This is a genomic window from Kitasatospora sp. NPDC094016 (assembly GCF_040304045.1).
Lineage (GTDB): Bacteria > Actinomycetota > Actinomycetes > Streptomycetales > Streptomycetaceae > Kitasatospora.
Genome location: NZ_JBEOUK010000018.1, coordinates 65,741 through 87,799, shown reverse-complemented (window position 1 = coordinate 87,799; position 22,059 = coordinate 65,741). Strand labels below are relative to the sequence as shown.

Here is a 22,059-nt window from a genome sequence, read left to right as displayed (position 1 = left end):
GTGTCCTCAACAGTGGAGGCGTCAGTGGTTCGTCTTTCCCTTCAGATCCATCCCTGGTTGATCGGCGTAGGCATTCCTACTGTTCTGCTCCTGATCATTCTCGAAGCCAGGCTCGCGGCTTTCGGCAGTCGTCGGGCCGGCAGGGTCCTCAAGCGCATTTCCTCGAAGGCATCCGACAGGGCCGGTGAGAGGGCGAGGACACGTGGCGACCAGCTGGATCGGGCGATGCGCGAGGCGGGCGCTCTGTCCAAGGACGGTTCCCTGGGCCGGCTACGGGAGGAGCTTGTGGCGTGGGAGCTCGCCAAGAGGGGACAGTTCTGGGCGACGGCGCCGACGATGTTGATCGTCTTCCCGGCTTTGGTGATCGGGGTGGTCGTGATGGTTCATGCGCTCAGCAACCCGATTGCCTGGGAGTGGGTGTTTGCGCCTGTAGCGATTCTTTTCGCCGAGACGCAGGTCTTCCTTCGCCTTGATTCCTTGGCGTTGCGCCGAGGGCATGTCGTCGGACTCATGGCATGCGCGGCGGCGGATGTGTTCGCGGCTTGCGAGCGGCACACTGCTGAGCCCGGCCCGGCGAGCGAGCGGCACGTTGCTGAGCCCGGCCCGGCGAGCGAACTAGAGCTGCTCCGGTCGGTCGCTTCGCTGAACGGAGTTCTCCTGGCGTACGGCCGGTTCGGCCCGTATCGAAGTGCGGTGGCGCGACGGGAGTACTTCGGACACACTGCCGCGATGGCCGGAAAGATTGACTCCGCTCTCAGGGACGCTCTTCGTGACCCTGCTCAAGGGCTGTTCTTGGCGGACCACGTCGCGCACACGGTGGCTTGTGTCATCGAAGGCCGCCCGCTCGCGCTCGTCAGTGAGGACGAGGCCGCAGAAGCGGCTCGGGGCTATCGCGAGAGGAATGACGTACGACGGACAATCACGGCCGGGACGGCGTCGTTGACCGTTGGCGTTCTGGTTCTGAAGGTTCTGCAGTTGAGTGGAATCGACGGTGCCGAAACGCTGACACTTCCGTTCGTTGGCCTGCTCATGGGCGTCCCGTTCCGGCTGATGAGGCAGTCGGCTCCGGATCTTCCGAACGTGACGAACGGAGCGGTGGAGAGTGCTCCTCGCGGCGGTCAGGCCGGCGTCGAAGCGGTAGTTGATCAACGTGAGCGCTGGTGGTCTCGTCTTCTGCCCCATCAGGCTCGCCGATGACAGAGGCTGGGCTTCCTCGGAACTGGGAGGTCGGGCTCGCCGACTTCCTGGTCATCGGCGGCGACGCCGGATGACGGGGGTGACGGCGCGGTGGTAGGCCGGTTGAGACGCTCGGTTCGGCGACGGTGACGGCGATAGGTGATCGTGAAAGTGCCGAGGCTACGAGGACACGTTGGCCGATCTCGTCCCCCGCGGATGGGCGGGCGTCGCGCGGCTCGTGCGACGCCCGCCCAGTGGTTTGCCGGACCGCCAAGTCCAGGACGTCAGTCAGAGGGCGAGTCAGGCCCATCAGCAGAACCACCAGTCACATCGTCCCTATCAGAGGAACAGGGCGAGCGCGGTGAAGACGAGACCGACCGCGAGGAGGACCAGGCCCTGGGGTTGCTTCCGGTCCTCGTCGCGGACGAGCGAGCCGAAGGCCGCCAACCCGGCGAGGGGATAGGGGATCGCGACCATCAGGGCCAGGCCGAGACGGTTCTGGACGAGCAGGAAGCACAGGAGCCAGGGCACCGAGACCGCCGTCGTCGCCGCGGTGAGCGGCAGCCCGTCGAGTCGGCGCACGCGCTCGCGCCACGGTCCGGCTGGGCGAGGGTCCCGGGGCGGCTTGCGGCTGTCGTGGGCGAACCACAGCAGGAACAGGGCGATGACCGCGTTGATTCCGATCGCGCTCCACAGGGATGCCGGGGAATCGGCCTCCCCGGGCAGCTTGGGGGCGACCCGGCCGGCCGGGTCCATCCGGACGGTGACGTGGTCGCCGGGGTTGAAGCGCCGGCTGTCCGGCTCCAAGGGTCCGCCGGGGACCTTCTCGCCCCGCGTGGAGAGGTCGTACGTCCGCTTCGTGCCGTGGGTCGACTTGTCGACGTGCTCGGCGATGACCACCGCCTTGACGTCCCGCCCCGAACTCAGCAGCTGGTTGTGCCAGGCGTCGGCGCCCGCACCGGTGGCGATGAGGAAGGCGAAGAAGACGAGGACCAGCCCGGCGCCGACGTCCTTGCCATCGGGGTCGTTCCCCGGTCCTCCGAGCTTCGCCAGTCCGACGCCCGCCGCGACCGTGTAGAGCGCACCCAGGCCGAAAGCCAGGAGGGTGCCGACGTACACGAACGCGAGGGCGGTGCCGACGGACAGGCAGGTCAGGACGGCGACCAGGACGGCGCCACGGTGGAGCCAGTGCGCCTTGCTTCCTGTCTCCGGGGCGGACTGGGCGAGTGTCACCCGAAGGCCTTTCGGATGTTGTCCCGCCGCTCCGGCGACAGGGCGTTCTGTGCTTCGTCGAACGGAGGGTAGAAGGAGATCCCGCCGATGGCGGCGCCCACCAGCACCGACCACCCGTCCCAGTAGTCCAGGTGCTGGGTGGTGAAGACGACGGCGAGCACGTGAGGGCTCCACGGATGAGGGAACAGGGCTTCCAGCTGGCGGACGGTGACGACGCCCGATCCCGGCAGGCCGTAGACCGCCCCGGACACGGGTACGGCCAGGTCGCGGACGGTCACGGTGGCACGGCCGAGCCGGAAGTCGAGGACGTCGACGTCGGCGTCCGGCCAGGCGGTCGCGAGCTCCTCGGCGACGCGCTGGGGGTAGGTGCCCGGGGCGCCGTGCTCCTGCTCGCGGAGGAACAGGCTGAACATGCCCTGGACGATCGTGCCTTCCTCGGTCTGTACCAGGCAGTTGGAGACGTGGACCGCACCCTCGCGCAGCTGCGCCTGGAGGGCGAGCTCGGCGGAGACGGTGATACCGAGCTTCTGTTCCGGACCGGCATCGGTGAGCGCGTCGAGTCCGTCCACGATCCGACTCATGCGGTCGCCCGGATCCTCGGACAGGTCGATGCTCGTGAACCCTTCGGGCAGGGAGAGCCAGAACGACGGGGCGGTCGTGTCAGTCATGGCCGACTCCCCACACGCCGGTGACGATCGCACTGCCGCCACCGAGCAGTCCGGCTACGATCCGGCTCTTGCCGCTGCCGCCGATGGTGGCTCCGGCACCGTTGAGCGCCGTGCCGCCTCCCGTGGTGTAGTTCACCGCGGCGCTCAGCCCCGGGCTCGGGTCGTCCTGGGTGAGGCCCCAGGCGGTGGGGGCCGTCAGCGCGACGCCACTGGCTGCCTGCACGCCGTCGGAGACGTTCATCGCGGCGGCCTTGGAGAGCCCGAGTTTGATGGCGGGCTTCTCGATCGCCGTCGTGAAGATCGGGCTGGCCGGGTCCATCGCCCTGGCGGCGGTGCGGATCTCGGTGGCGCCGGCGCTCACGGCCTTGACCCCGGTGCCGGTCGCGCGGGCACCCCGGAACGCGGTGATTCCGCCTTTGAGGAGGGCTCCTCCGGGGAGCGCCCCGAGGAGATCACCGGCCAGGGTGAGGTCGTTGCCGAGGTTCGCCATGCTGGTCGGCATCAGTCCCTTGATGCCGTACTGCTTCGCGTGCGCGCCTGCGGCGGCGGCGCTCAGCAGGATGGCCGGGAGTGCGAAGGCGGGGAAGAAGATCGCCGCGACGCCGCAGATGCCGGCGGCCACGGTGAGCATGTCGGCGCCGTGGTTCTTGAGCCAGTTGCCGACCTTGCTGAGCCAGCCGGGCTCCGGCGGGGCCTTGCTGTCGGCGGCCTTGCGGATGGCGGCCGCGGTCTTGTGGGCGTCGGACTTGTGGCCCCCGGCGAGTTCGTGGGCCTGCTTCCGGAGCTGGGTGAGGTCGTTGGCGGCGCTGCCGACGAGTGCGGCGGCCGCGTCCAGGTGGTTCTTCGCCGTGGTGTAGCGCTGTTCGGCGGCGGCGAGGGCGGCGTCGTCGGGGAAGGTCTGGCCGGCGAGCTTGAGGTCGGGGGCGGCGGCCGCGGCGGTGTGCGCCTGTTCGGCCTGCTCCTTCTGCTGCTTGGCGGCGACCGCGGCGCGGGCCAACTCGGCGGCCTTGGGCTGGTGTTCGGTCAGTGCCGTGTACCAGACGTCGAGGGCCTGGTAGGCGGCGGTGATCGAGTCGGCGGCGTCCTGGAGATAGGTGGGGAGCTTGCCGAACTGGCCGGCGAAGGCCTGGGCGGCCTCGCCGGTCCACTGGCCCTGGTTGGCGGAGAGCTGCGAGAGCGTGGTGTGGACGTCGGTCAGGTGCTGGCCCACCCGGCGCAGGTTGCTGCTGAGGCCGGCTACGGCGGTCGGCTCGCCGGGGGTCGGGTTGAAGCCGAGGCCGGACCAGTCCGGCGTGGGATCGGTCACGACCGCGCCGCCGGGGTGAGGACCTTGGTGATGCTCTGTTCGGTGCCGTCGTAGCTCTGTTGCACCGTCTCCAGCCCGTCGTCGAGCACCTTGACGCACTCGCGGACCTTCTTCAGCCCGTACTCCCACGTGCTCTGGAAGTGTCCGCAGGCCTCGTCGAGGAAGTCGTAGCCCAGCCCGCTGCGACTCGCTTCCTTGAGCGCCTTGAGTCCCTGGTCGAGTTCGTCGCCGCAGCCTTTGAGGTCCTTGGCCAGCTTGGCGAGGAACTCGGTGCTGACCGTGAAGTCGGCCACTGCTCCCCCGATGTGTCGATGGCGTGACCGGCCGAGCATAGCCGCAGTCGGTACGCGGGCGATCCGTCGTGACGGGTGCTTCGCGGTGCGACGGCGGGACCTTGACGATACGTCGGCGCGCGGCGTCGGCAGTACACGCCGTCGGGGTCAGCGGCGCCAGAAGCCGCGCTTCTTCGGGGTGACGAGCTTCGCCACCGCGGCGACGAACAGTTCGGCGACGGGGGAGGGGCCTTCGCCGTGGTTGAGGTGGCCCTCGGACGACCACTCGCCGAGGACGGTGCCGGGGCTGCCGTCGAAGGGGTTGAGCGCGTGCTCCAGGGTCACGTAGCGGACGGTCCTGGTGCCCTGGGGGTGGACGGCGGCGACGAAGTGGGCCTCGGTGGCGCCGGTCGGGGTGGGGAGGGTGACGAGCAGCAGGGGGTGGCCGTCGGCCCGCAGGTGCCGGCAGTCCAGGCCGTGGCTGGGCAGCCGGTCCTCGGGCGGGAGGGTCTGGCCGAGGTCGTCCCAGATGCCGGTGATGACGGGCAGGAGGCTGCCGCCGGCGTCCGGGACGGTCAGCCGCGGGCCGAACTCGAGGACCTGGCGGGCGAGCTCGCGGTGGACGAAGCGGTAGTGGTGGGGCCGTGGTTCGGTCATGGGGCCCACGGTAGCGAACCGCTCGGAGCGGGAGGTCGGCACATCCGACGTCCCGCTCCGAAAGGGCAGTTGACCAGCACCGCGGGCCTGGTGGCGGCCCGTCAGTGACTGTTCCTGAGGTTGAGCACGACCACTCCGACGATCACCAGGGCGATCCCCAGCCACTGGAGGCGGCCCAGCGATTCGCCGAAGGCGACCACGCCTATTCCGGCGACCGCCGCCGTCCCGGCCCCGGACCAGACGGCGTAGGCGACCGAGACCGGGATGTGCTTGAGCGCGCGCCCGAGCAGTACGAAGGACAGCACGTAGCCGACCGCCACCCCCACGCTCGGCCAGAGGCGGGTGAACCCCTCGGTGAGCTTGAGGCAGCTGGTCGCGCAGACCTCGCTCAGGATGGCGAGGGAGAGCAGCAGATAGGGCATGCCGGTCAAACGGCCCGGGCGGCGCCGAGCTTCCCCAGCAGGGCGAGGTCGGCCTGTTCCAGGCTGGCGAGCAGGGTGATCCGGCCGCCGTCGGGCATCGGCGTCGCGGTGGACGGCACGGCGAGCACGGCGCAGCCGGCCGCGGCGGCGGAGGCGACTCCGGTCGGGGTGTCCTCGACGGCGACGCAGGTGGCCGGGTCCAGTCCGAGCCGTTCGGCGGCGGCGAGGTACGGGTCCGGTGCGGGCTTGGTGCGCGGGGTGTCCTCGGCGGCCAGGGTGACGGCGAACCAGTCCCGGCCGATGGCGGAGAGGACCAGGTCGACGACCCGGCGCGGGGAGGCGGAGACCAGCGCGGTGGGCACCCGCGCGTCCCGCAGGGAGGCCAGCAGGGCGAGCGCGCCGGGGCGCGGGACGGTCTCGGCGGCGACCTTGGCGGCGAAGGACTCGCCGAGCCGGCCTGCGAGTTCGGCCTCGGTGAGGGTGGTGCCGCTGACCTTGTGCAGGTGGGCGGCGGTGTGCTCGACGGCCTGGCCGAGCACTTCGGGGGCGTCCTGGTCGGTGAGCGCGTGGTGGAGTTCGTCGGCGAGTTCGGCGGCGGCCTGCCACCAGAGCTGCTCGGTGTCGACCAGGGTGCCGTCCATGTCGAACAGGACGGCGGCGGGGCGGGGGGCTTCCGGCGTCAGCGCGCCGGGCGTCAGGGCGGAGTCGGGCGTCAGGGCGGAGTCGGGCGTCAGGGCTTCAGGCATGGCGGTACCTTCGGTGGTTCATCAGATGGTGCTACGCAGATGGGGTTCGAGGCTCTCAGACGGTGCGGCGGTCCACCAGCACCGGACGCTCCGGCAGCAGGAGCTCGGCGCGCGAGCCGGCCGGCAGCGCGGCGGCGGCCTCGGTCGGCAGGTCGGCCTTGACCTCGGTGCCGTCGTCGAGGCGGACGGTGAGCCGGGTGACGGCGCCCAGGAAGGACGCGGTGATCACCAGGGCCGGGCCGGCCTCGGACGGGGTCAGGGTGACGTTCTCCGGGCGTACCAGCACCTGGAGTTCGCCGTCGGCGGGCAGGTCGCCGTCCACCGCGTGCCGGCGGCCGAGCACCTCGACGCCGTCGGACGTGCGGGTGCACGGGATGCGGCTCATGGTGCCGACGAACTCGGCGACGAACGCGGTGGCCGGGCGCCCGTACAGCTCGGACGGGGTGGCGCACTGCTCCAGCCGGCCCGCGCGCAGCACCGCGACCCGGTCGGCCATCGACAGCGCCTCCTCCTGGTCGTGGGTGACGAACAGGGTGGTGATCCCCAGCTCCTGCTGGAGGCGGCGGATCTCCTCGCGCAGCTGGAGGCGGACCTTGGCGTCCAGCGCGGACAGCGGCTCGTCGAGCAGCAGCACGCGCGGCTGCAGGGCGAGCGCCCGGGCGAGCGCGATGCGCTGCTGCTGGCCGCCGGACATCTGGTGCGGGTAGTGCTCGGCGCGGTGCGGCAGGCCGACCAGCTCCAGCAGCTCCTGGGCGCGCTTGCGGCGCTCGGCCTTGCCGGCGCCGCGCATCCGCAGCCCGAAGGCGACGTTGTCCAACGCGCTCAGGTGCGGGAAGAGGCTGTACGACTGGAACACCATGCCCGCGTCGCGCTTGTGGGCGGGGATCGCGGTGATGTCCTGCCCGTCGACCAGGACCTCGCCGGAGTCGTGCTGCTCGAAGCCGGCCAGGATGCGCAGCGCGGTGGTCTTGCCGCAGCCGGACGGGCCGAGCAGGGCGAGCAGTTCGCCCGGGTGGACGGTCAGGTCCAGGCCGTCGAGGGCGGTGGTGGCGCCGAACGAGCGGCGCAGCGAGCGGAACTCGACGGTGGCGCCGCCGGGGGCGAGCGCGACACCGGTGACGGGGGCGGAAACCGTGGTCATGGCTGGTAACTCCTGGAAAGCGTGGGGTGGTTCAGGACCGTGCGGCCGGAGCGCGGGATGGCCGTGCGGCGGGGGCCATCAGGCCCGCGCGCCCTTGCGGCCGCGGCCGGCGGCGGACATCAGCAGCAGGACGAGCCAGACGATCAGCAGGCTGAGCATCGAGACGGCGACGGACATCTGGCCGTCGCTCTTGCCGTTGGAGTTGATCCACACCGAGAAGGGGGTGAAGCCGAGGATGGAGGCGGTGGTGAACTCGCCGAGCACCAGGGCGACGGTGAGGACGGCCGCGTTCAGCAGCGCGCTGCGCAGGTTCGGCAGGACGACGGTGAACACCGCGCGCAGCCAGCCGGCCCCGCAGTTGCGGGCGGCCTCGACCAGGGTGGCGACGTCCACGCCGCGCAGCCCGGCGTCCAGCGCCCGGTAGGCGAACGGCAGCGCCATCAGCACGTAGGCGATGACCAGGACGATCGGGAACTTCGGGTCCTGGATGGCCACGATGGTCTGGAACAGCGGGGTGTCCCGGAGGTAGTCCGGGCCCCAGCGCAGCACGCCGATGATGCCGGTGGTGAGCGCGACCACGGGGACGACCAGCGGCATCGAGCACATCACCTCGATCACCGGGCGCAGCTTCGGCGCACCGAGCCGGGCGGCGAGCATCGCCGGGACGAGCAGGAGCAGCAGCACCGCCACCGTGACGCCGGCCAGCTCCAGGCTCAGCACCAGGCTGTCCAGGAAGCCGGGCGCGTTCAGCAGCTCGGTGTAGGCCCGGAAGGTGGTGCCGCCCTTGTTGTCGTCGACGCTGAAGATCACCGAGGAGGCCAGCGGTACGGCGAAGTAGACGCCGCAGAGCAGCAGGACGAGGCCGCGGCCGAAACGGATGCGATTGATCAGGCGAGCCACTTGGCACTCCGGCGCTGAAGGGGCAGGTACACGGCCATCACCAGGCAGGCGACCACGATCATGTCGAGGCCGAGGGCGAGGGCGAGGTTGCCCTGGCCGACCAGGACGTTGCCGGACAGCGCGTCGCCGATCTGCATCGAGATCAGCGGCACCGAACTGCCCACCATGGCCTCGGCGGTGGCGTACGCGGCGAAGGAGGCGCCGAACAGCAGCACGAAGCCGCCGAGCAGCGAGGGCACCAGGACCGGCAGGGCCACGTGTCGCCAGTACTGCACGACGGTGGCGCCGTTGTTGTACGCGGCCTCGCGCCACTGGGTGCGCAGGCCCTCCAGGGCCGGGGTGATGGTGATGACCATCAGCGGCACCAGGAAGTACAGGTAGACCACGGAGAGGCCGGTGAAGGTGTAGAGGTTCCAGCCGTGGCTGGTGAGGCCGAACTTCTTGGTGACCTCGCCGGCGTTGCCGAGGGTGGCGACGAACATGAAGGCGAGCGGCACGCCGCCGAAGTTGGCGAGGACGCCGGAGGCGGAGAGCACCGCCTCGCGGAACACCCGGAACCGGGAGGTGGCCACGGCCTGGGCCAGCGGCAGGCCGACCACGGCGGCGATCAGCGCGGTCAGCAGGGAGAGCTTGACGCTGCCCCACAGGGCGGTCCAGTAGGCGCCCTGCAGCGAGCCGGTGAGGTTGTCGGTGGTGAAGGTGCCGCCGCCGTCGGGGGCGTCGGGCGAGGTGGTGAACGCGCCGATGGCGATCGCGACGGCGGGCAGGCCGAAGCCGACCAGGAAGAACAGGAGCAGAGGGAGGGCGGCCATCCAGGCGCGGCCGCGGACGGCCCGGGGCTTGCCGGGGCGGGGGGCCCTGGCGGTCTTGGCGGTCTCGGCCGCGGTGTCGGTGTTGGTGTCGGTGGCCTTGGCCGTTGTGGCGTCGGCGGTGGCGGGGGTGGTTGCTGCGGGGCCGGGGGCGCCCCCGCCGCTCTGGGCGGCGGAGGCGGGGGCCGGCACCGGGGTGGGAGCCGTGGTCATCGTCAGGTCAGCCCGCGATCGCCTTGGCCCAGTTCTCGGTCACGGTCTTCTTGGCCGTGTCGGTCTGGTCCTGGGTCGGGAAGGTGGTGAAGGGCTTCTCGACGGTCGGCAGCTTGGCGGCGGCGGCCGTGTCCAGGGTGCCGGCCGTCTTCATGGCGTCGAACAGGGCCGGGGTGGCGTAGCCGCCCAGGAAGCCGTTCTGGCCCTCGGCGCTGTACAGGTACTCCTCCCACAGGCGGGCGGCGGCCGGGTGCGGCGCGTCCTTGTTGATCGCCTGGTTGTAGTACTGCGCGTAGGAGCCGTCCGAGGGGATGGCCACCTGCCAGTCGATGCCCTTGTCCTTGAACTTGTCGGCGTAGCCGGCGTTCAGGTACGACCAGTCGATGCTGATCGGGGTCTCGCCCTTCTCGATGGTCGCCGGGGTGACCTCGACCGGGTTGAAGTTGCCGGCCTGCTTGACCTTGGCGAAGAAGTCGATGCCGGGCTGGATGTTGTCCAGCGAGCCGCCGTTGGCGAGCGCGGCCGCGTAGACGGCGCCGAAGGCGGCCCCGGCCTTGGTCGGGTTGCCGTTCAGGGCGACCATGCCCTTGTACTCGGGCTTCAGCAGGTCGGCGAAGGTCTTCGGGCAGGCGGACACCTTCTTGGCGTCGCAGCCGATCGCCATGTAGCCGCCGTAGTCGTTGTAGTGCAGGCCGTCGGCGTTCTTCATGGTGGCCGGGATCTTGTCGAAGTCGGTGACCTTGTACGGGGCCAGCAGACCCTGCTTGGCGGCGCTCAGTGCGAAGGCCGAGCCGAGGTCGACGACGTCGGGGGCGCGGTCCTGGCCCTTGCGGGAGGTGACCGCGTTGATCTCGTCCTGGCTGGTGCCGTCCGGGTTCTCGCTCTCGATCTCGATGCCGTACTTCGCCTTGAAGTCGTCCATCAGCTTGCCGTAGTTCGCCCAGGTCCGGGGCAGCGTGATGACGTGCAGCTTCCCCTCCTTCTTGGCGGCGGCGATCAGGCCGTCCATCCCGCCGAAGTCGGCGACCGAGGTGGCGGTCTTGGCGCTCTTGCCGCCCGCGGCGTCGCCGGACTTCGCGGTGGAGGAGCCGGCGGAGCCGCAGGCGGTGAGGGACAGCGCGGCGGCGGTCAGGACCGCTGCGAAGGCGGCGGAACGGGCGCGGTGCACGGACACGGGTCAGTCTCCTGATCGGGTGTACTGCAAGGGGGTGAGCTGCGGTGGGGTTGTCTGATCGGGGGATCGTGCGAGTGGCCGTTCGGAGCCGTTCTGAGGTGCCCGGTGCCGTTCGGAGCCGCCCGGAGCCGTTCGAGGCCGTCCGAGTTGACTAGCCAACTTCGCTGACGGAGGTAAGTACGCCGGAGTCCGATGACGGGAAGGTGAACGGACGGCCCAGAACCGGGGTCGGCTGCGGGAACGGTCGAATCCGGCCATCGGAGCGTGATCCGTTCGGTGCGATGCTTCAAAGGCGCAGCGGGATAAGGTCGGGCTGTCCGTGCCGGTACGGCTGCGCAGGACACCGCCCCAGGAGGGACATTGACTGACGTGGCACTTGAGCCCGGGCGCCCCGCCGAGCGCGCTCCCGGCGCCCTGTACCGGAAGGTTGCCGCCGACCTGCGCGAGGCCATCACCACCGGCGCGTACGGCGAGGCCGGCCGGCTGCCCGCCGAGGGCGCGCTCGCCGAGCAGTACGGCGTCTCCCGCGGCACCGTCCGCCAGGCGCTCGCCGTCCTGCGCTCCGACGGGCTGGTCACCTCCCGCCGCGGCACCCGGCGCGTCGTGCTCGGGGGCGCCCGGGTGCAGAGCTTCTCCGAACTGCTCAGCTTCACGCACTGGGCGTACTCGATGGGCGAGGAGCCCGGCGGCATCCTGGACTCGCTGGTCCGCCGCCCCGCCGACACCGCCGAACGCGAGCAACTGCGCCTGGAGCCGGGCGCCGAGGTGTACGTGACCGTCCGGCTGCGCACCCTCTCCGGCACGCCCGTGATGGTCGAGCGGACCATCTACCCGCCGCGGGTCGGCGAGATCGTCGCCGAGCTGCCGGCGGACGTCGTCTCGCACACCGAAGTCCTGCGCGAGCACGGCATCCTGTTCACCGACGCCGACCACACCATCGACATCGTGGCCGCCAACGCCGAGGACGCCCGGCTCCTCGGCTGCCGCCGCGGCGGCCCGCTGCTGCGCGAACGGCGGCGCACGACGGACCCGACCGGCACCCCGGTGGAGTGGTCCCAGGACCGCTACCTGCCCGGGACGGTGGCGTTCAGCATCCACAACTCGCTGGCCGCGTCGGCGCTTTCGCGGCACGCCCGGGAGGGCGACTGAGTCCGGGGCGGAGCCCGCTCCTGCTCCCGGGCGGGCCGGCCGGTGCCGTCAGCGCATGAGCGCGGCGAGCATCGGGCGGTAGTGCTCGAATCCGGGTGTCGGCGCCCCGGCCGTCTTCGCCTGCTCGTCCCAGCGGCGGACGGCCACCGCGTCCACGGCGCCCGGGAGTTCGGCGAACGCGGCGGCCTGCCGCTGGTTCATCGGGCCGCCCTGGACGGTGAGGGTGTACTCCGAGGCCTCGGACAGCCGCTGCCGGTAGTCCGGCTCCACCGCGCACAGGTAGCGCTTGGCGGCCACGTGCAGCCGGACCGGCTCGGTCACCTCCGGGCCGAACCACCGTGCCAGCCAGTCGGCGCCGGTGTCGCTGTGCCGGTTGTCCTGGCCTTCCATCAAGTCGCGTCCGTGCGGCGCTCCCTGGCCGTGCTCATCGAAGAAGTGCCCGACGTCGTGCAGTAGCGCGGCGGCGACGAGGTGGTCCGGCGCCCCGGCCGCCTCGGCGGCGGCAGCGGCCTGGAGCATGTGCTCGGCCATGGTGACCTCCTCACCCAGGTACTCCCCGGCGCCCTCGCCCGCGAACAGCCCGGCGATCGCGTCCAGCGCGGCGGCGCGCCGGTGCAGCACGGCGAGGGTGCTGCCCAGCGTGTCCAGGTCGGCGTAGCAGCCCTGGAGGTGGCGGTGGCCGTCCTGCTGGAAGGCCGTACGGGCGTGCAGCAGCCGGGTGTTGTCGAAGATCAGGCAGTCGCCGCGGTCGAGGCGGAAGGCGAGCTGGAGCTCGGGGCGCAGGGTGATCGCGGCGAAGCGGCGGTACGCGGCGTAGAAGGCCGTCAGTTCGGTGGAACTCCCGCGCAGGGTGCCGATCGAGCGGTTGTTGAACCGCACCTCGCGGATCCGGCCCAGGGCGTCCACCTCGATCAGCGGGCGGTCGGCGCGCAGTTCGGTGCGGCGGTCGCGGAAGACGAACGGGACGGGCGTGCGGGTGAGCGTCTCGAAGTCCGCCGGCGCCTCCTCCCGGAGCAGCGCCGCCGCCCGGAACCCGTCCACCAGGCCGGAGTCGCCGCCGGTCGCGGAGTTCTCCAGGCAGAGCAGGAGCTGGAGCGTCGGCACCGGATCCCGGTACGGGTTGTCGGTGTGCGGCGCGATCGCGACGCTGGTGAAGGCCAGGTTGTTCGGATCCGGCTCGACCCGGACGTCGAACAGTTCCCCGTAGTTGGTGACCCGGACGTAGCCGAAGCTCTCGGCCACCGCGAGGACCTGCCGCTCCACCGCCGGCACCCCGCGCAGCACCGCGAAGCCGCTGCTGCGCACGGCGGTGAGGACGGCGGCCTGCTCGGCGGGGTCGGCCAGGTACGCCTCCCACCGCGCCTCGGGGATGCCGCGCGCGAAGTCCGCCGCCACCCAGAGCCGCTTGCCCTCCTCCGTCCGCCCGTCGCCGTCCCGCTCGGCGCCCAGCCAGTCCAGCGGGTAGCGCGAGCGGTGCCCGTCCGACCAGAGCACCTCCAGGCCCCCGTCGGTCTCCGTGCTCGCGGCGACCGCCAGGTCCTGCGGCAGGTCGTCGATCTGGAACAGCTTCTGCCCGTTCCTGGGGTCCCGGCACTCGGCGCAGGGGCAGTTGTCGCGCAGCCAGTACGGCGGCAGCTTGGTCACGGTGGTCTCCTCCTCGGCGGCGTTCTGGGTGAAGTTGTATAGCCAACTTCACCCATGGCCGGAGCCTGCCCGCCCCCGGTGAGATCGGCGTGCCGCGCAGATGAACGCTGCGGGAACTGTGCCGGGAGCCCATGGCCGAAACCCGCCGTGCCGTGCGCGGCCGGGCCCGGTCCGGGGGGAGAGACGCAGCGGCCCCCGGGACCGGGGGCCGCTCCGCGTGGCCGGGCCTCGACGGCGCCGTGGTGTCAGCCCTGGACGGCCGCCGTCCAGGCCGCCTCGGCGGCGGCCAGGGCCGGGGCCGGGTCCGCGTCCGTCGCGGTGGCGAGGGCGGTGAGGCAGGCGTGGACGGTGGGCAGGGCGGCGGCGGGGCCGTAGTGGTTGACGCGGAGCATCGAGGCGGCGAGGGGGCCGCCGCCGGGCTGGACGGGGAGGGCGGGGTCGAGGCGGGCGGCGAGCTCGGCCGCGTGCACGCCGGCCGGGGTGCGCAGGGTGGTGGCGACGGGGGCCGCGTGGGCGTCCTCGGTGACGAACGGGGCGAGGGTGCCGAGCGCGCGGGCGCCCGCGCGGGTGGCGGCGGAGGCGGCGCGGTGGCGGGCGATGACGGCGGGCAGGCCGTCGGCGGCGATCCGGTCGAGGCAGGCGCCGAGGGCCAGCATCTCCAACTGGGCGGGGGCGTGCGGGAGCACGGTGCGCCCGGCGTCCGTCCAGCGCTCCTTCCAGTCGAGCAGGGACAGGTAGGAGCGGCGCGGGGCGGCCGGGTTGGCGGCGATCCGCTCCCAGGCGCGCTGGGAGACGGAGACGGCGGAGACCCCGGCGGGGCCGCCCATGGCCTTCTGGCCGCCGATGACGCACAGGTCGACGCCCCACTCGTCGGTGAGCAGCGGCTCGGCGGCGACGGAGGCGACCGCGTCGAGCATCAGCAGGGCGCCGTGCTCGCGGACGGCGGCGGCGATCCCGGCGACGGGGTTGGTGTTGCCGGTGGCGGCTTCGGCGTGGACGAGGGAGACGAAGTCGATGGCCGGGTGGGCGGCGAGGGCGTCGGCGACCTGCTGCGCGCTGACCGCGCTGTCAAAGGGGACGGCCAGGTCCACGACCTCGACCCCGCAGGAGCGCAGCCAGTTGCCGAAGGTCTGCCCGTACGGGCCGGTGACGATGTTGAGCGCGGTGGAGCCGGGGTGCGCGGCGCCGCGGATCGCGGCCTCCAGCGGCAGCAGCGCCTCACCCTGGGTGACGATGACGTCCGCGGTGGTGTGCAGCAGTGCGGCCACCTGGTCCTCGATCGCCGCGAACTCGGCGGCGCTGAGCGGGGGGAGGTCGAGGAAGGGACTCACGGTAGCGGCCTTTCGGACATGAGGTGGTGGGTGCCGGAACGAGTCTGCCGCATCTTCGCTGCTTACAGGGAACACGCCCGTCGGTAGAGTGCGGGCCATGAGCGATGGCGCGGTGCTGCACGTCCGGGGTCGGGTGCTGGTCGGTCCGGAGGACGTCCGGGACGAACTCTGGGTCGTGGACGGCCGGGTGAGCTTCACCCGACCGCCCGGCGCCGAGGACGTCCGGACGGTGACCGGCTGGGTGCTGCCCGGCCTGGTGGACGCGCACTGCCACGTCGGCCTGGACGCGCACGGCGCCGTCGACGCGGAGACCAGCGAGAAGCAGGCGCTCACCGACCGTGACGCCGGCACCCTGCTGATCCGCGACGCCGGCTCGGCCGCCGACACCCGGTGGATCGACGAACGCGAGGACCTGCCCCGGATCATCCGCGCCGGGCGGCACATCGCCCGTACCCGCCGTTACATCCGCAACTACGCGCACGAGATCGAGCCCGGCGACCTCGCCGCGTACGTCCGTGCGGAGGCCCGGCGCGGCGACGGCTGGGTGAAGCTGGTCGGCGACTGGATCGACCGCGAGCGCGGCGACCTCGCCGCCTGCTGGCCCGGCGACGCGCTGGCCGAGGCGATCGCGGCGGCGCACGAGGAAGGCGCGCGGGTCACCGCGCACTGCTTCGCCGCCGAGTCGCTGCCGGACCTGCTGGCGGCCGGCATCGACTGCATCGAGCACGCCACCGGGCTGACCGAGGAGCTGATCCCGGCCTTCGCCGAGCGCGGCGTGGCGATCGTCCCGACGCTGGTCAACATCGCCACCTTCCCGGGCCTGGCGGCCGGCGGCGAGGCAAAGTTCCCGGCCTGGGCGGCCCACATGCGGCGGCTGCACGAGCGCCGCTACGCCACCGTCGGTGCCGCGCACGACGCCGGCATCCCGGTGTTCGTCGGCACGGACGCGGGCGGCTCGCTGGCGCACGGGCTGGTCGCGGAGGAGGTGGCGGAGCTGGTGAAGGCGGGGCTGAGCCCGGCGCAGGCGCTGTCGGCGGCCAGCTGGGGGGCGCGGGAGTGGCTGGGGCGGCCGGGGCTGGAGGAGGGCGAGTCGGCCGACTTCGTGGTGTACGGGGAGGACCCGCGGGCGGACGTCCGGGTGCTCGCCGACCCGCGGCTGGTGGTGCTGCGCGGGCGGCCGGTGGCGTGAGCGGGTGGCTGGTGGTGCTGCGCGGGCGGCCGGTGGGGTGAGCGGGTGGCCCGTCATGGCCGGCCGCCGGGCCGGGCGGCCCCGGGTCCGTGTGCATGATCATCCGCTGAACGCGCTGTCGGTGTAGGCCGATAGGGTGGCCACCATGGCACCGCGTCCACTGAACGAGATCGTCGAGCCCGGTTGGGCCACCGCCCTGGAGCCCGTCGGCGGGCAGGTCGCCGCCATGGGCGACTTCCTGCGCGCCGAACTGGCCGCCGGCCGTACCTACCTGCCGTCCGGGCCGAACGTGCTGCGGGCCTTCCAGCAGCCCTTCGCCGACGTGCGGGTGCTGATCGTCGGACAGGACCCGTACCCGACCCCGGGTCACGCCGTCGGGCTCAGCTTCTCGGTGGCGCCGGAGACCCGGCCGATCCCGGCCAGCCTGATCAACATCTTCCAGGAGTACGGCAGCGACCTCGGCCTGCCCCAGCCGTCCAACGGCGACCTCACCCCGTGGACGCGGCAGGGCGTCCTGCTGCTCAACCGCGCGCTGACCACCGCGCCGCGCAAGCCCGCCGCGCACCGGGGCAAGGGCTGGGGGGAGGTCACCGAGCAGGCGATCCGGGCGCTGGTGGCGCGCGGCGGCCCGCTGGTGGCGATCCTGTGGGGGCGCGACGCCCGCAACCTGCGGCCGCTGCTCGGTGAGGTCCCGGCGATCGAGTCGGCGCACCCGAGCCCGTACTCGGCGAGCGGCGGCTTCTTCGGCTCGCGGCCGTTCAGCCGGGCGAACGAGCTGCTGGCGCGGCAGGGGGCGCAGCCGGTGGACTGGCGACTGCCGTAGCAGACCGGAGTCAGCGGCAGGCGTCAATCTCACTCCAACGAGTGAAATGACGTTCTGTGTGGCTCCTGTGACGGACTGTTCGAGAAGACTGGCGGCTCACCGTTCGGAACGCCGGCCCCTCCCCGCCTGTCGCGGGTGACGTCCGGGCGCGCTCCGGATCAACAGCACCTGTGGGGGTACCGCCATGTCTTCTCGTTCCGCCAGTTCGATCCGTTCGGCCCGTTCGGCCCGCTCCGCCGGCTCCGTCCGCCGAACCGCTTCCGCCGCCGCCGTGGTCGCGGCCTGCACGCTGCTCACCGTCCCGCCCGCGTACGCCGCCCCGGCCGTCCCGGCGGCCACCGCGTCGTCCGCTCCGTCGTCCGCCGCCTCGCCCGGCAAGGCGCGCGCCGTCACCGCCGAACTCGCCCTGGACGTCAGCCTGTTGAACAAGGCGGTCGACGTCCCCGTGGACCTCGCGCTCAACAAGGTGGAGACGCCGGCCCAGCGCGAGGGCTCGCTCCTCACCGCCAAGGTCGACGGCGTCGACCAGCAGGGCCCGGTCACCCTGGTCAAGGCCGACGTCGGCACGGCCGTGACCCGCATCGATGCCACGGGCACCGCCGCCTCCGTCAAGCTGGTCAACGCCGACGTGCACGCCCCCGGCCTGCCCGCCACCACGCTGATCGGCCTGGAGGCGATGAGCGCCGAGGCGACCTGCCCCGTCGACGGGCAGCCGACCGCGGACGTCGTCGCGCCCGCCAAGCTGACGGTGCTCGGCAAGCCCGTCACCATCGGCCTGTACGGGCCGACCAAGGTGGACGTGCCGCTGATCGGCAGCGTGTCGGTGGAGCTCTCCAAGAAGAGCACCACCTCGACCACCGCCTCCGCCTCCGCCCTGGAGGTCCAGGTGGAGGTGAACCCGCTGAACCTGAACGTCGCCAAGGTCACCGGCAAGATCACCGTGGCCTCGGTGAGCTGCGAGAAGCCCTCGGTGCCGGCTGCCGGCGCGACCCCGACCCAGGCCCCGACGTCGCCCGCGCCGACCGGTACCGCCGCCACCGCCCAGCCGGTCGCCGACACCACCACCAACCGCGCCGTCGTCCCGCAGGCCGCCACCGAGAAGCCCGGCCCGTCGCAGAAGCCGGCCGCCGGCCTCGCCGCGACCGGCGGCAGCAGCGCCACCGGCCCGCTGGCCGCCGGGGCCGCCGCCCTCGTCGCCGGCGGGGCCGGCGCCCTGTGGGCCACCCGGCGCCGCCGGGCCGCGCACGCCCGCCGGCACTGATCCCCGGCCCTCGCGGTGCGGGAGCGCCGTCCCGGGTGCCACCCAGGTGCCCCGGGCGCCGCTCCCGCACCGGGCGCCGCCTCCGGCACTCCGGTTGCGGCCCTGGCACTCCCGCACAGTGACCGTGCCAATACGGAGGGTTGGTTCACATCCGCGTTACACGAGAGGAACAACCGGGAAACGGCGGCTTGCGACGCTACGCGGGCACCCACCACCCAGCAATGCGAGGTACACCGCCGTGGCAATCAAGGCCGAGTACATCTGGATCGACGGCACCAAGCCGACCGCGAAGCTCCGTTCCAAGACTCGGGTCCTGCCCAACGCGGACAAGATCCCGACCTGGGGTTTCGACGGCTCCTCGACCAACCAGGCGGAGGGCCACGCCTCGGACCGCGTGCTGGACCCGGTGAAGGTCGTGCCGGACCCGATCCGCGGCGGTGACAACATCCTCGTCCTGTGCGAGGTGCTGGAGACCGACGGCACCCCCCACAAGTCCAACACCCGCGCCCTGCTGCGCGAGGTCGACGAGAAGTACGCGGCCCAGGAGTCGATCTTCGGCATCGAGCAGGAGTACACCTTCTTCAAGGGCTCCCGCCCGCTCGGCTTCCCGGAGGGCGGTTTCCCGGCCCCGCAGGGCGGTTACTACTGCGGCATCGGCGCCGAGGAGGTCTTCGGCCGCGAGATCGTCGAGCTGCACCTGGACCGCTGCATCGACGCCGGTCTGGCGATCTGCGGCATCAACGCCGAGGTCATGCCCGGCCAGTGGGAGTTCCAGATCGGCCCGGTCTCCTCGCTGACCGTCTCGGACGACCTGTGGATCGCCCGCTACCTGCTGTACCGCACCGCCGAGGAGTTCGGCATCGACGCCACCCTGGACGCCAAGCCGGTCAGGGGCGACTGGAACGGCGCGGGCGCGCACACCAACTTCTCCACCAAGGCGATGCGCGAGGGCTACGACGCCATCATCACCGCCTGCGAGTCGCTCGGCGCCTCCCAGGACAAGGTGCTGGAGCACGTCAGCCAGTACGGCGACGACATCCAGTCCCGCCTGACCGGCAAGCACGAGACCGCCCCGTGGAACGTCTACAGCTACGGCGTCTCCAACCGCGGCGCGTCGGTCCGCATCCCGTGGCAGGTCGAGGTGGAGCAGAAGGGCTACATCGAGGACCGTCGCCCGAACGCCAACGTCGACCCCTACGTCGTCACCCGCCTCATGATCAACACCTGCTGCGAGGCCCTGGAGAAGGCCGGCCAGGTCTGATCCGCCCCCGCCGCGCACCGGCCGCCGGTCCTCCCGTACGAGGGAGGGCCGGCGGCCGTCGTCGTCGGGCATAATCGCTCGCATGACCGCTTCCGCCCGCCGTGTTCTCGTGCGACGTCTGCACGTGGACCTGGTGCGGGTGTGCGCGGCCGCGTGTTGCCGGTGAGTGTCTCCGTCCTCATCCCGCAGGCAACCCGGCGTAGGAGCGTGTCCGTCCATGTCGATCGTGTTCCACTGGTTCCTTCCCACCAACGGTGACAGCCGGCAGATCGTCGGGGGCGGGCACGGGTCCACGCCGGGGGCGGCGGGCACGGACCGGCCGCCGAGCCTGGGGTACCTGGGGCAGGTCGCCCGCAGCGCCGAGCAGTTGGGGTTCGAGGGGGTGCTGACGCCGACCGGTGCGTGGTGTGAGGACGCCTGGCTGACGACGGCGATGCTGACGCAGGTGACGGAGCGGCTGAAGTACCTGGTGGCGTTCCGGCCCGGGCAGATCAGTCCGACGCTGGCCGCGCAGATGGCCGCGACGTACCAGCGGCAGTCCGGCGGGCGGCTGCTGCTGAACGTGGTGACCGGCGGGGAGTCCGCCGAGCAGCGCGCCTACGGGGACTTCCTGGACAAGGACGCCCGGTACGCGCGGACCGGGGAATTCCTGGACATCGTCCGGCGGCTGTGGGCGGGCGGGACGGTCGACCACCACGGGCCCCATCTGCGGGTCGAGCGGGCCCGGCTGAACCGGCTGCCGGAGCCGGTGCCGGCGGTGTACTTCGGCGGCTCGTCCCCGGCGGCCGGCGAGGTCGCGGCGCGGTCCGCGGACGTCTACCTGACCTGGGGCGAACCGCCCGCCCAGGTGCGGGAGAAGATCCGCTGGATCCGCGAACTCGCCGCCGCCCGCGGGCGGGTGGTGCGGTTCGGGATCCGGCTGCACGTGATCACCCGGGACACCGCCGCGCAGGCCTGGGCGGAGACCGAGCGGCTGCTCGCCGGAATGGACCCGGGGCACGTGCGCCGGACCCAGCGGGCGCTCGCCGAGAGCGAGTCGCAGGGCCAGCGGCGGATGCTCGCGTTGCACGGCGGCTCGGCCGAGCGGCTGGAGGTGCACCCGGGGCTGTGGGCCGGGATCGGCCTGCTGCGCGGCGGCGCCGGGACGGCCCTGGTGGGCAGCCACCGCGAGGTCGCGGACCTGATCACCGAGTACCACGAGCTGGGGATCGACGAGTTCGTGCTGTCGGGCATGCCGCACCTGGAGGAGGCGTACTGGTTCGGCGAGGGCGTGCTGCCGCTGCTGGCCGCCCGCAACCTGTGGCACCGGCCGTGAACCCGCAAACCGCTGGTCAATCCGCCAGGGCGGCCGGAGAATTCACGGCATGACGCTGCCCCTGCTCCTCCTCGACGTGGACGGACCGCTCAACCCCTACGCCGCACCGAAGACCCGGCGGCCGCAGGGGTACGACACCCACCGCCTGCTCCCGACCTGGTGGGCGGACCGGCAGGCGCGCCACTCCCACGCGCGGGCGAAGCCGCTGCGGGTGTGGCTGAACCCGGCGCACGGGCCGGAACTGCTCGGCCTGCCGTACGAACTGGTGTGGGCCACCGGCTGGATGGGCGAGGCGAACACCCACATCGGCCCGAACCTCGGACTGCCCGAACTCCCCTACATCCAGTGGACGGACCTGTTCGGGCAGGACCCGGACGGCCTGCACTGGAAGACCCGGGACGTGGTCGCCTGGGCGGACGGCCGCCCGTTCGTCTGGGTGGACGACGAACTCGGCCCGCAGGACACCGCCTGGATAGCCGCCCACCACCCCGCCCCCGCGCTCACGTTCCACGTCAACCCCCGACTCGGCCTGCTGGCCGCCGACTTCACGGCCCTGCGCGAATGGGCGGTCGCGGCATGAGGATCGGGACGGTCGAACGGCTGCGGCGCTACCCGGTGAAGTCGCTGCTGGGGGAGGAGCTCGCGGCGGTCGGAGTGGACGGGCGCGGCCTGGAGCGGGACCGCGGCCGCGCCCTGCTCGACCTCGACACCGGGAAGGTCGCCAGCGCCAAGAACCCGCGGCTGTGGGCGGGCCTGCTCGGTTACACGGCGGCGACCACGGCGGGCGGCGTGGTGATCACCGGCCCGGACGGGCGGTGCGTGGACGAGGAGGAGCTGTCGGCGGCGCTCGGCCGCAAGGTCGCCCTGATCGCCGAGCGCCCGCCCGGGGCGACGATCGAGCGGGCCGTGCCGGAGGAGGTGCTGGCGCACGGCATCGAGGCCGAAGTCGACGTCACCGTCAATGAGTTGGGCCGGGCCGCGCCGGACGGCGGCTTCTTCGACTTCGCCCCGCTGCACCTGGTCACCACCTCGACGCTGGCCGCGACCGGCGCCGAGGCGGAGCGCTACCGCCCGAACCTGGTGATCCGTACCGAGGACGAGGGGTACGTCGAGAACGCCTGGGTGGGGCGGGAGGTGGCGATCGGGCCGGCGCTGCGGCTGCGCATCGTGGTGCCCACGCCGCGCTGCGCCGTCCCGACCCTGCGGCACGGGCCGCTGCCCCGGAGCACGTCGGCCCTGCGCGTCCCGGCCGAGCGGAACCGCCTGGTCCCGCTGGAGGGCATGCCCGCGCTGCCCTGCGCGGGGGTGTACGCGCAGGTGCTGGTGCCCGGCCGGGTCGCGGTGGGGGATGCGATCAGGCTGGGCTGAG

At 72.5% G+C, this 22,059-nt stretch carries 22 protein-coding genes and 1 pseudogene; 9 read left to right on the top strand and 14 right to left on the bottom strand.

Annotated features, from left to right (window positions below):
• Window positions 1–24: 24 nt before the first annotated feature.
• Window positions 25–1,197 (top strand): hypothetical protein, encoded by a 1,173-nt coding sequence (locus ABT015_RS18925; RefSeq protein WP_350880392.1) that lies wholly within the window; start codon window positions 25–27, stop codon window positions 1,195–1,197.
• A gap of 318 nt (window positions 1,198–1,515) precedes the next feature.
• Here the strand turns inward: ABT015_RS18925 and ABT015_RS18920 are convergent, their stop codons facing one another.
• The 11 genes from ABT015_RS18920 to ABT015_RS18870 all read right to left on the bottom strand — a co-directional run bounded on the left by ABT015_RS18920 (window position 1,516) and on the right by ABT015_RS18870 (window position 10,717).
• Entirely contained in the window at window positions 1,516–2,409 is an 894-nt protein-coding gene (locus tag ABT015_RS18920; RefSeq protein ID WP_350880390.1) for a hypothetical protein, read from the bottom strand.
• Window positions 2,406–3,077 carry a hypothetical protein gene (locus ABT015_RS18915; protein WP_350880388.1) on the bottom strand — a complete coding sequence of 224 codons (672 nt, stop codon included), beginning with the start codon at window positions 3,075–3,077 and terminating at the stop codon, window positions 2,406–2,408. Before ABT015_RS18915 ends, ABT015_RS18920 begins: the two co-directional genes overlap by 4 nt.
• Window positions 3,070–4,383: a putative T7SS-secreted protein gene (locus ABT015_RS18910; RefSeq protein WP_350880386.1), complete on the bottom strand. Its 1,314-nt coding sequence runs from the start codon at window positions 4,381–4,383 to the stop codon at window positions 3,070–3,072. Before ABT015_RS18910 ends, ABT015_RS18915 begins: the two co-directional genes overlap by 8 nt.
• Window positions 4,380–4,676, bottom strand: a complete 297-nt coding sequence (locus tag ABT015_RS18905) for a hypothetical protein (RefSeq protein ID WP_350880384.1) — start codon at window positions 4,674–4,676, stop codon at window positions 4,380–4,382. The genes ABT015_RS18910 and ABT015_RS18905 overlap by 4 nt, the downstream gene beginning before the upstream one ends.
• Window positions 4,677–4,823: 147 nt before the next feature.
• Window positions 4,824–5,312: a hypothetical protein gene (locus ABT015_RS18900; RefSeq protein WP_350880382.1), complete on the bottom strand. Its 489-nt coding sequence runs from the start codon at window positions 5,310–5,312 to the stop codon at window positions 4,824–4,826.
• A gap of 101 nt (window positions 5,313–5,413) precedes the next feature.
• The gene (locus ABT015_RS18895) at window positions 5,414–5,734 is read right to left on the bottom strand and encodes a DMT family transporter (RefSeq protein ID WP_350880380.1); all 321 of its coding nucleotides are present in this window, start codon (window positions 5,732–5,734) and stop codon (window positions 5,414–5,416) included.
• Window positions 5,735–5,739: 5 nt separating this feature from the next.
• Window positions 5,740–6,480: an HAD family hydrolase gene (locus tag ABT015_RS18890; protein WP_350880378.1), complete on the bottom strand. Its 741-nt coding sequence runs from the start codon at window positions 6,478–6,480 to the stop codon at window positions 5,740–5,742.
• 55 nt (window positions 6,481–6,535) lie between these two features.
• Window positions 6,536–7,621: an ABC transporter ATP-binding protein gene (locus ABT015_RS18885; RefSeq protein WP_350880376.1), complete on the bottom strand. Its 1,086-nt coding sequence runs from the start codon at window positions 7,619–7,621 to the stop codon at window positions 6,536–6,538.
• Between the two features lie 78 nt (window positions 7,622–7,699).
• Window positions 7,700–8,509 carry an ABC transporter permease gene (locus ABT015_RS18880; RefSeq protein WP_402447708.1) on the bottom strand — a complete coding sequence of 270 codons (810 nt, stop codon included), beginning with the start codon at window positions 8,507–8,509 and terminating at the stop codon, window positions 7,700–7,702.
• Window positions 8,509–9,543: an ABC transporter permease gene (locus ABT015_RS18875; protein ID WP_502897349.1), complete on the bottom strand. Its 1,035-nt coding sequence runs from the start codon at window positions 9,541–9,543 to the stop codon at window positions 8,509–8,511. Before ABT015_RS18875 ends, ABT015_RS18880 begins: the two co-directional genes overlap by 1 nt.
• A 7-nt stretch (window positions 9,544–9,550) precedes the next feature.
• A complete protein-coding gene (locus tag ABT015_RS18870) occupies window positions 9,551–10,717 on the bottom strand; it encodes an ABC transporter substrate-binding protein (RefSeq protein WP_350880372.1) in 1,167 nt (388 codons plus the stop codon).
• A 369-nt stretch (window positions 10,718–11,086) separates the two neighbouring features.
• Between ABT015_RS18870 and ABT015_RS18865 the strand changes: the two genes are divergently transcribed.
• The gene (locus tag ABT015_RS18865; protein ID WP_063349562.1) at window positions 11,087–11,866 is read left to right on the top strand and encodes a GntR family transcriptional regulator; all 780 of its coding nucleotides are present in this window, start codon (window positions 11,087–11,089) and stop codon (window positions 11,864–11,866) included.
• Between the two features lie 48 nt (window positions 11,867–11,914).
• On the opposite strand, the gene ABT015_RS37990 is transcribed toward ABT015_RS18865, so the two are convergent.
• The 3 genes and pseudogenes from ABT015_RS37990 to ABT015_RS18855 form a co-directional block, all read right to left on the bottom strand.
• On the bottom strand, window positions 11,915–12,385 hold the full coding sequence (locus ABT015_RS37990; protein ID WP_502897351.1) for an HD domain-containing protein: 471 nt from the start codon (window positions 12,383–12,385) through the stop codon (window positions 11,915–11,917).
• Window positions 12,386–12,481: 96 nt separating this feature from the next.
• Window positions 12,482–13,516: pseudogene (gene tmpA / locus ABT015_RS37985) on the bottom strand (2-trimethylaminoethylphosphonate dioxygenase); the annotation flags it as partial.
• A 239-nt stretch (window positions 13,517–13,755) separates the two neighbouring features.
• Entirely contained in the window at window positions 13,756–14,841 is a 1,086-nt protein-coding gene (locus ABT015_RS18855) for a pyridoxal-phosphate-dependent aminotransferase family protein (protein ID WP_350880367.1), read from the bottom strand.
• A gap of 97 nt (window positions 14,842–14,938) precedes the next feature.
• On the opposite strand from ABT015_RS18855, the gene ABT015_RS18850 reads away from it, so the two are divergent.
• From ABT015_RS18850 to ABT015_RS18820, 7 genes are all read left to right on the top strand, one after another.
• Window positions 14,939–16,030 (top strand): amidohydrolase family protein, encoded by a 1,092-nt coding sequence (locus ABT015_RS18850; protein WP_350880365.1) that lies wholly within the window; start codon window positions 14,939–14,941, stop codon window positions 16,028–16,030.
• A 145-nt stretch (window positions 16,031–16,175) separates the two neighbouring features.
• Window positions 16,176–16,853, top strand: a complete 678-nt coding sequence (locus tag ABT015_RS18845) for a uracil-DNA glycosylase (protein WP_350880363.1) — start codon at window positions 16,176–16,178, stop codon at window positions 16,851–16,853.
• A 184-nt stretch (window positions 16,854–17,037) separates the two neighbouring features.
• Window positions 17,038–18,114, top strand: coding sequence for an SCO1860 family LAETG-anchored protein (locus ABT015_RS18840; RefSeq protein WP_350880361.1), 1,077 nt, complete (start codon window positions 17,038–17,040; stop codon window positions 18,112–18,114).
• Window positions 18,115–18,352: 238 nt separating this feature from the next.
• Window positions 18,353–19,375 (top strand): glutamine synthetase, encoded by a 1,023-nt coding sequence (glnII, locus tag ABT015_RS18835; RefSeq protein ID WP_350880359.1) that lies wholly within the window; start codon window positions 18,353–18,355, stop codon window positions 19,373–19,375.
• Window positions 19,376–19,592: 217 nt separating this feature from the next.
• On the top strand, window positions 19,593–20,690 hold the full coding sequence (locus ABT015_RS18830) for an LLM class flavin-dependent oxidoreductase (RefSeq protein ID WP_350880357.1): 1,098 nt from the start codon (window positions 19,593–19,595) through the stop codon (window positions 20,688–20,690).
• Window positions 20,691–20,739: 49 nt separating this feature from the next.
• Window positions 20,740–21,270 (top strand): hypothetical protein, encoded by a 531-nt coding sequence (locus ABT015_RS18825; RefSeq protein ID WP_350880355.1) that lies wholly within the window; start codon window positions 20,740–20,742, stop codon window positions 21,268–21,270.
• The gene (locus ABT015_RS18820; RefSeq protein WP_350880353.1) at window positions 21,267–22,058 is read left to right on the top strand and encodes an MOSC domain-containing protein; all 792 of its coding nucleotides are present in this window, start codon (window positions 21,267–21,269) and stop codon (window positions 22,056–22,058) included. The genes ABT015_RS18825 and ABT015_RS18820 overlap by 4 nt, the downstream gene beginning before the upstream one ends.
• Window position 22,059: the final 1 nt, after the last annotated feature.

What these genes read in the sequence shown, in the direction of transcription:
- ABT015_RS18915 (WP_350880388.1), bottom strand. Translation starts at nt 3,077, where the DNA reads ATGACTGACACGACCGCCCCGTCGTTCTGGCTCTCCCTGCCCGAAGGG.
- ABT015_RS18900 (WP_350880382.1), bottom strand. Translation starts at nt 5,312, where the DNA reads ATGACCGAACCACGGCCCCACCACTACCGCTTCGTCCACCGCGAGCTC.
- ABT015_RS18895 (WP_350880380.1), bottom strand. Translation starts at nt 5,734, where the DNA reads ATGCCCTATCTGCTGCTCTCCCTCGCCATCCTGAGCGAGGTCTGCGCG.
- ABT015_RS18890 (WP_350880378.1), bottom strand. Translation starts at nt 6,480, where the DNA reads ATGCCTGAAGCCCTGACGCCCGACTCCGCCCTGACGCCCGACTCCGCC.
- ABT015_RS18885 (WP_350880376.1), bottom strand. Translation starts at nt 7,621, where the DNA reads ATGACCACGGTTTCCGCCCCCGTCACCGGTGTCGCGCTCGCCCCCGGC.
- ABT015_RS18875 (WP_502897349.1), bottom strand. Translation starts at nt 9,543, where the DNA reads ATGACCACGGCTCCCACCCCGGTGCCGGCCCCCGCCTCCGCCGCCCAG.
- ABT015_RS37990 (WP_502897351.1), bottom strand. Translation starts at nt 12,385, where the DNA reads ATGCTCCAGGCCGCTGCCGCCGCCGAGGCGGCCGGGGCGCCGGACCAC.
- ABT015_RS18850 (WP_350880365.1), top strand. Translation starts at nt 14,939, where the DNA reads ATGAGCGATGGCGCGGTGCTGCACGTCCGGGGTCGGGTGCTGGTCGGT.
- ABT015_RS18845 (WP_350880363.1), top strand. Translation starts at nt 16,176, where the DNA reads ATGGCACCGCGTCCACTGAACGAGATCGTCGAGCCCGGTTGGGCCACC.
- ABT015_RS18840 (WP_350880361.1), top strand. Translation starts at nt 17,038, where the DNA reads ATGTCTTCTCGTTCCGCCAGTTCGATCCGTTCGGCCCGTTCGGCCCGC.
- ABT015_RS18830 (WP_350880357.1), top strand. Translation starts at nt 19,593, where the DNA reads ATGTCGATCGTGTTCCACTGGTTCCTTCCCACCAACGGTGACAGCCGG.
- ABT015_RS18825 (WP_350880355.1), top strand. Translation starts at nt 20,740, where the DNA reads ATGACGCTGCCCCTGCTCCTCCTCGACGTGGACGGACCGCTCAACCCC.
- ABT015_RS18820 (WP_350880353.1), top strand. Translation starts at nt 21,267, where the DNA reads ATGAGGATCGGGACGGTCGAACGGCTGCGGCGCTACCCGGTGAAGTCG.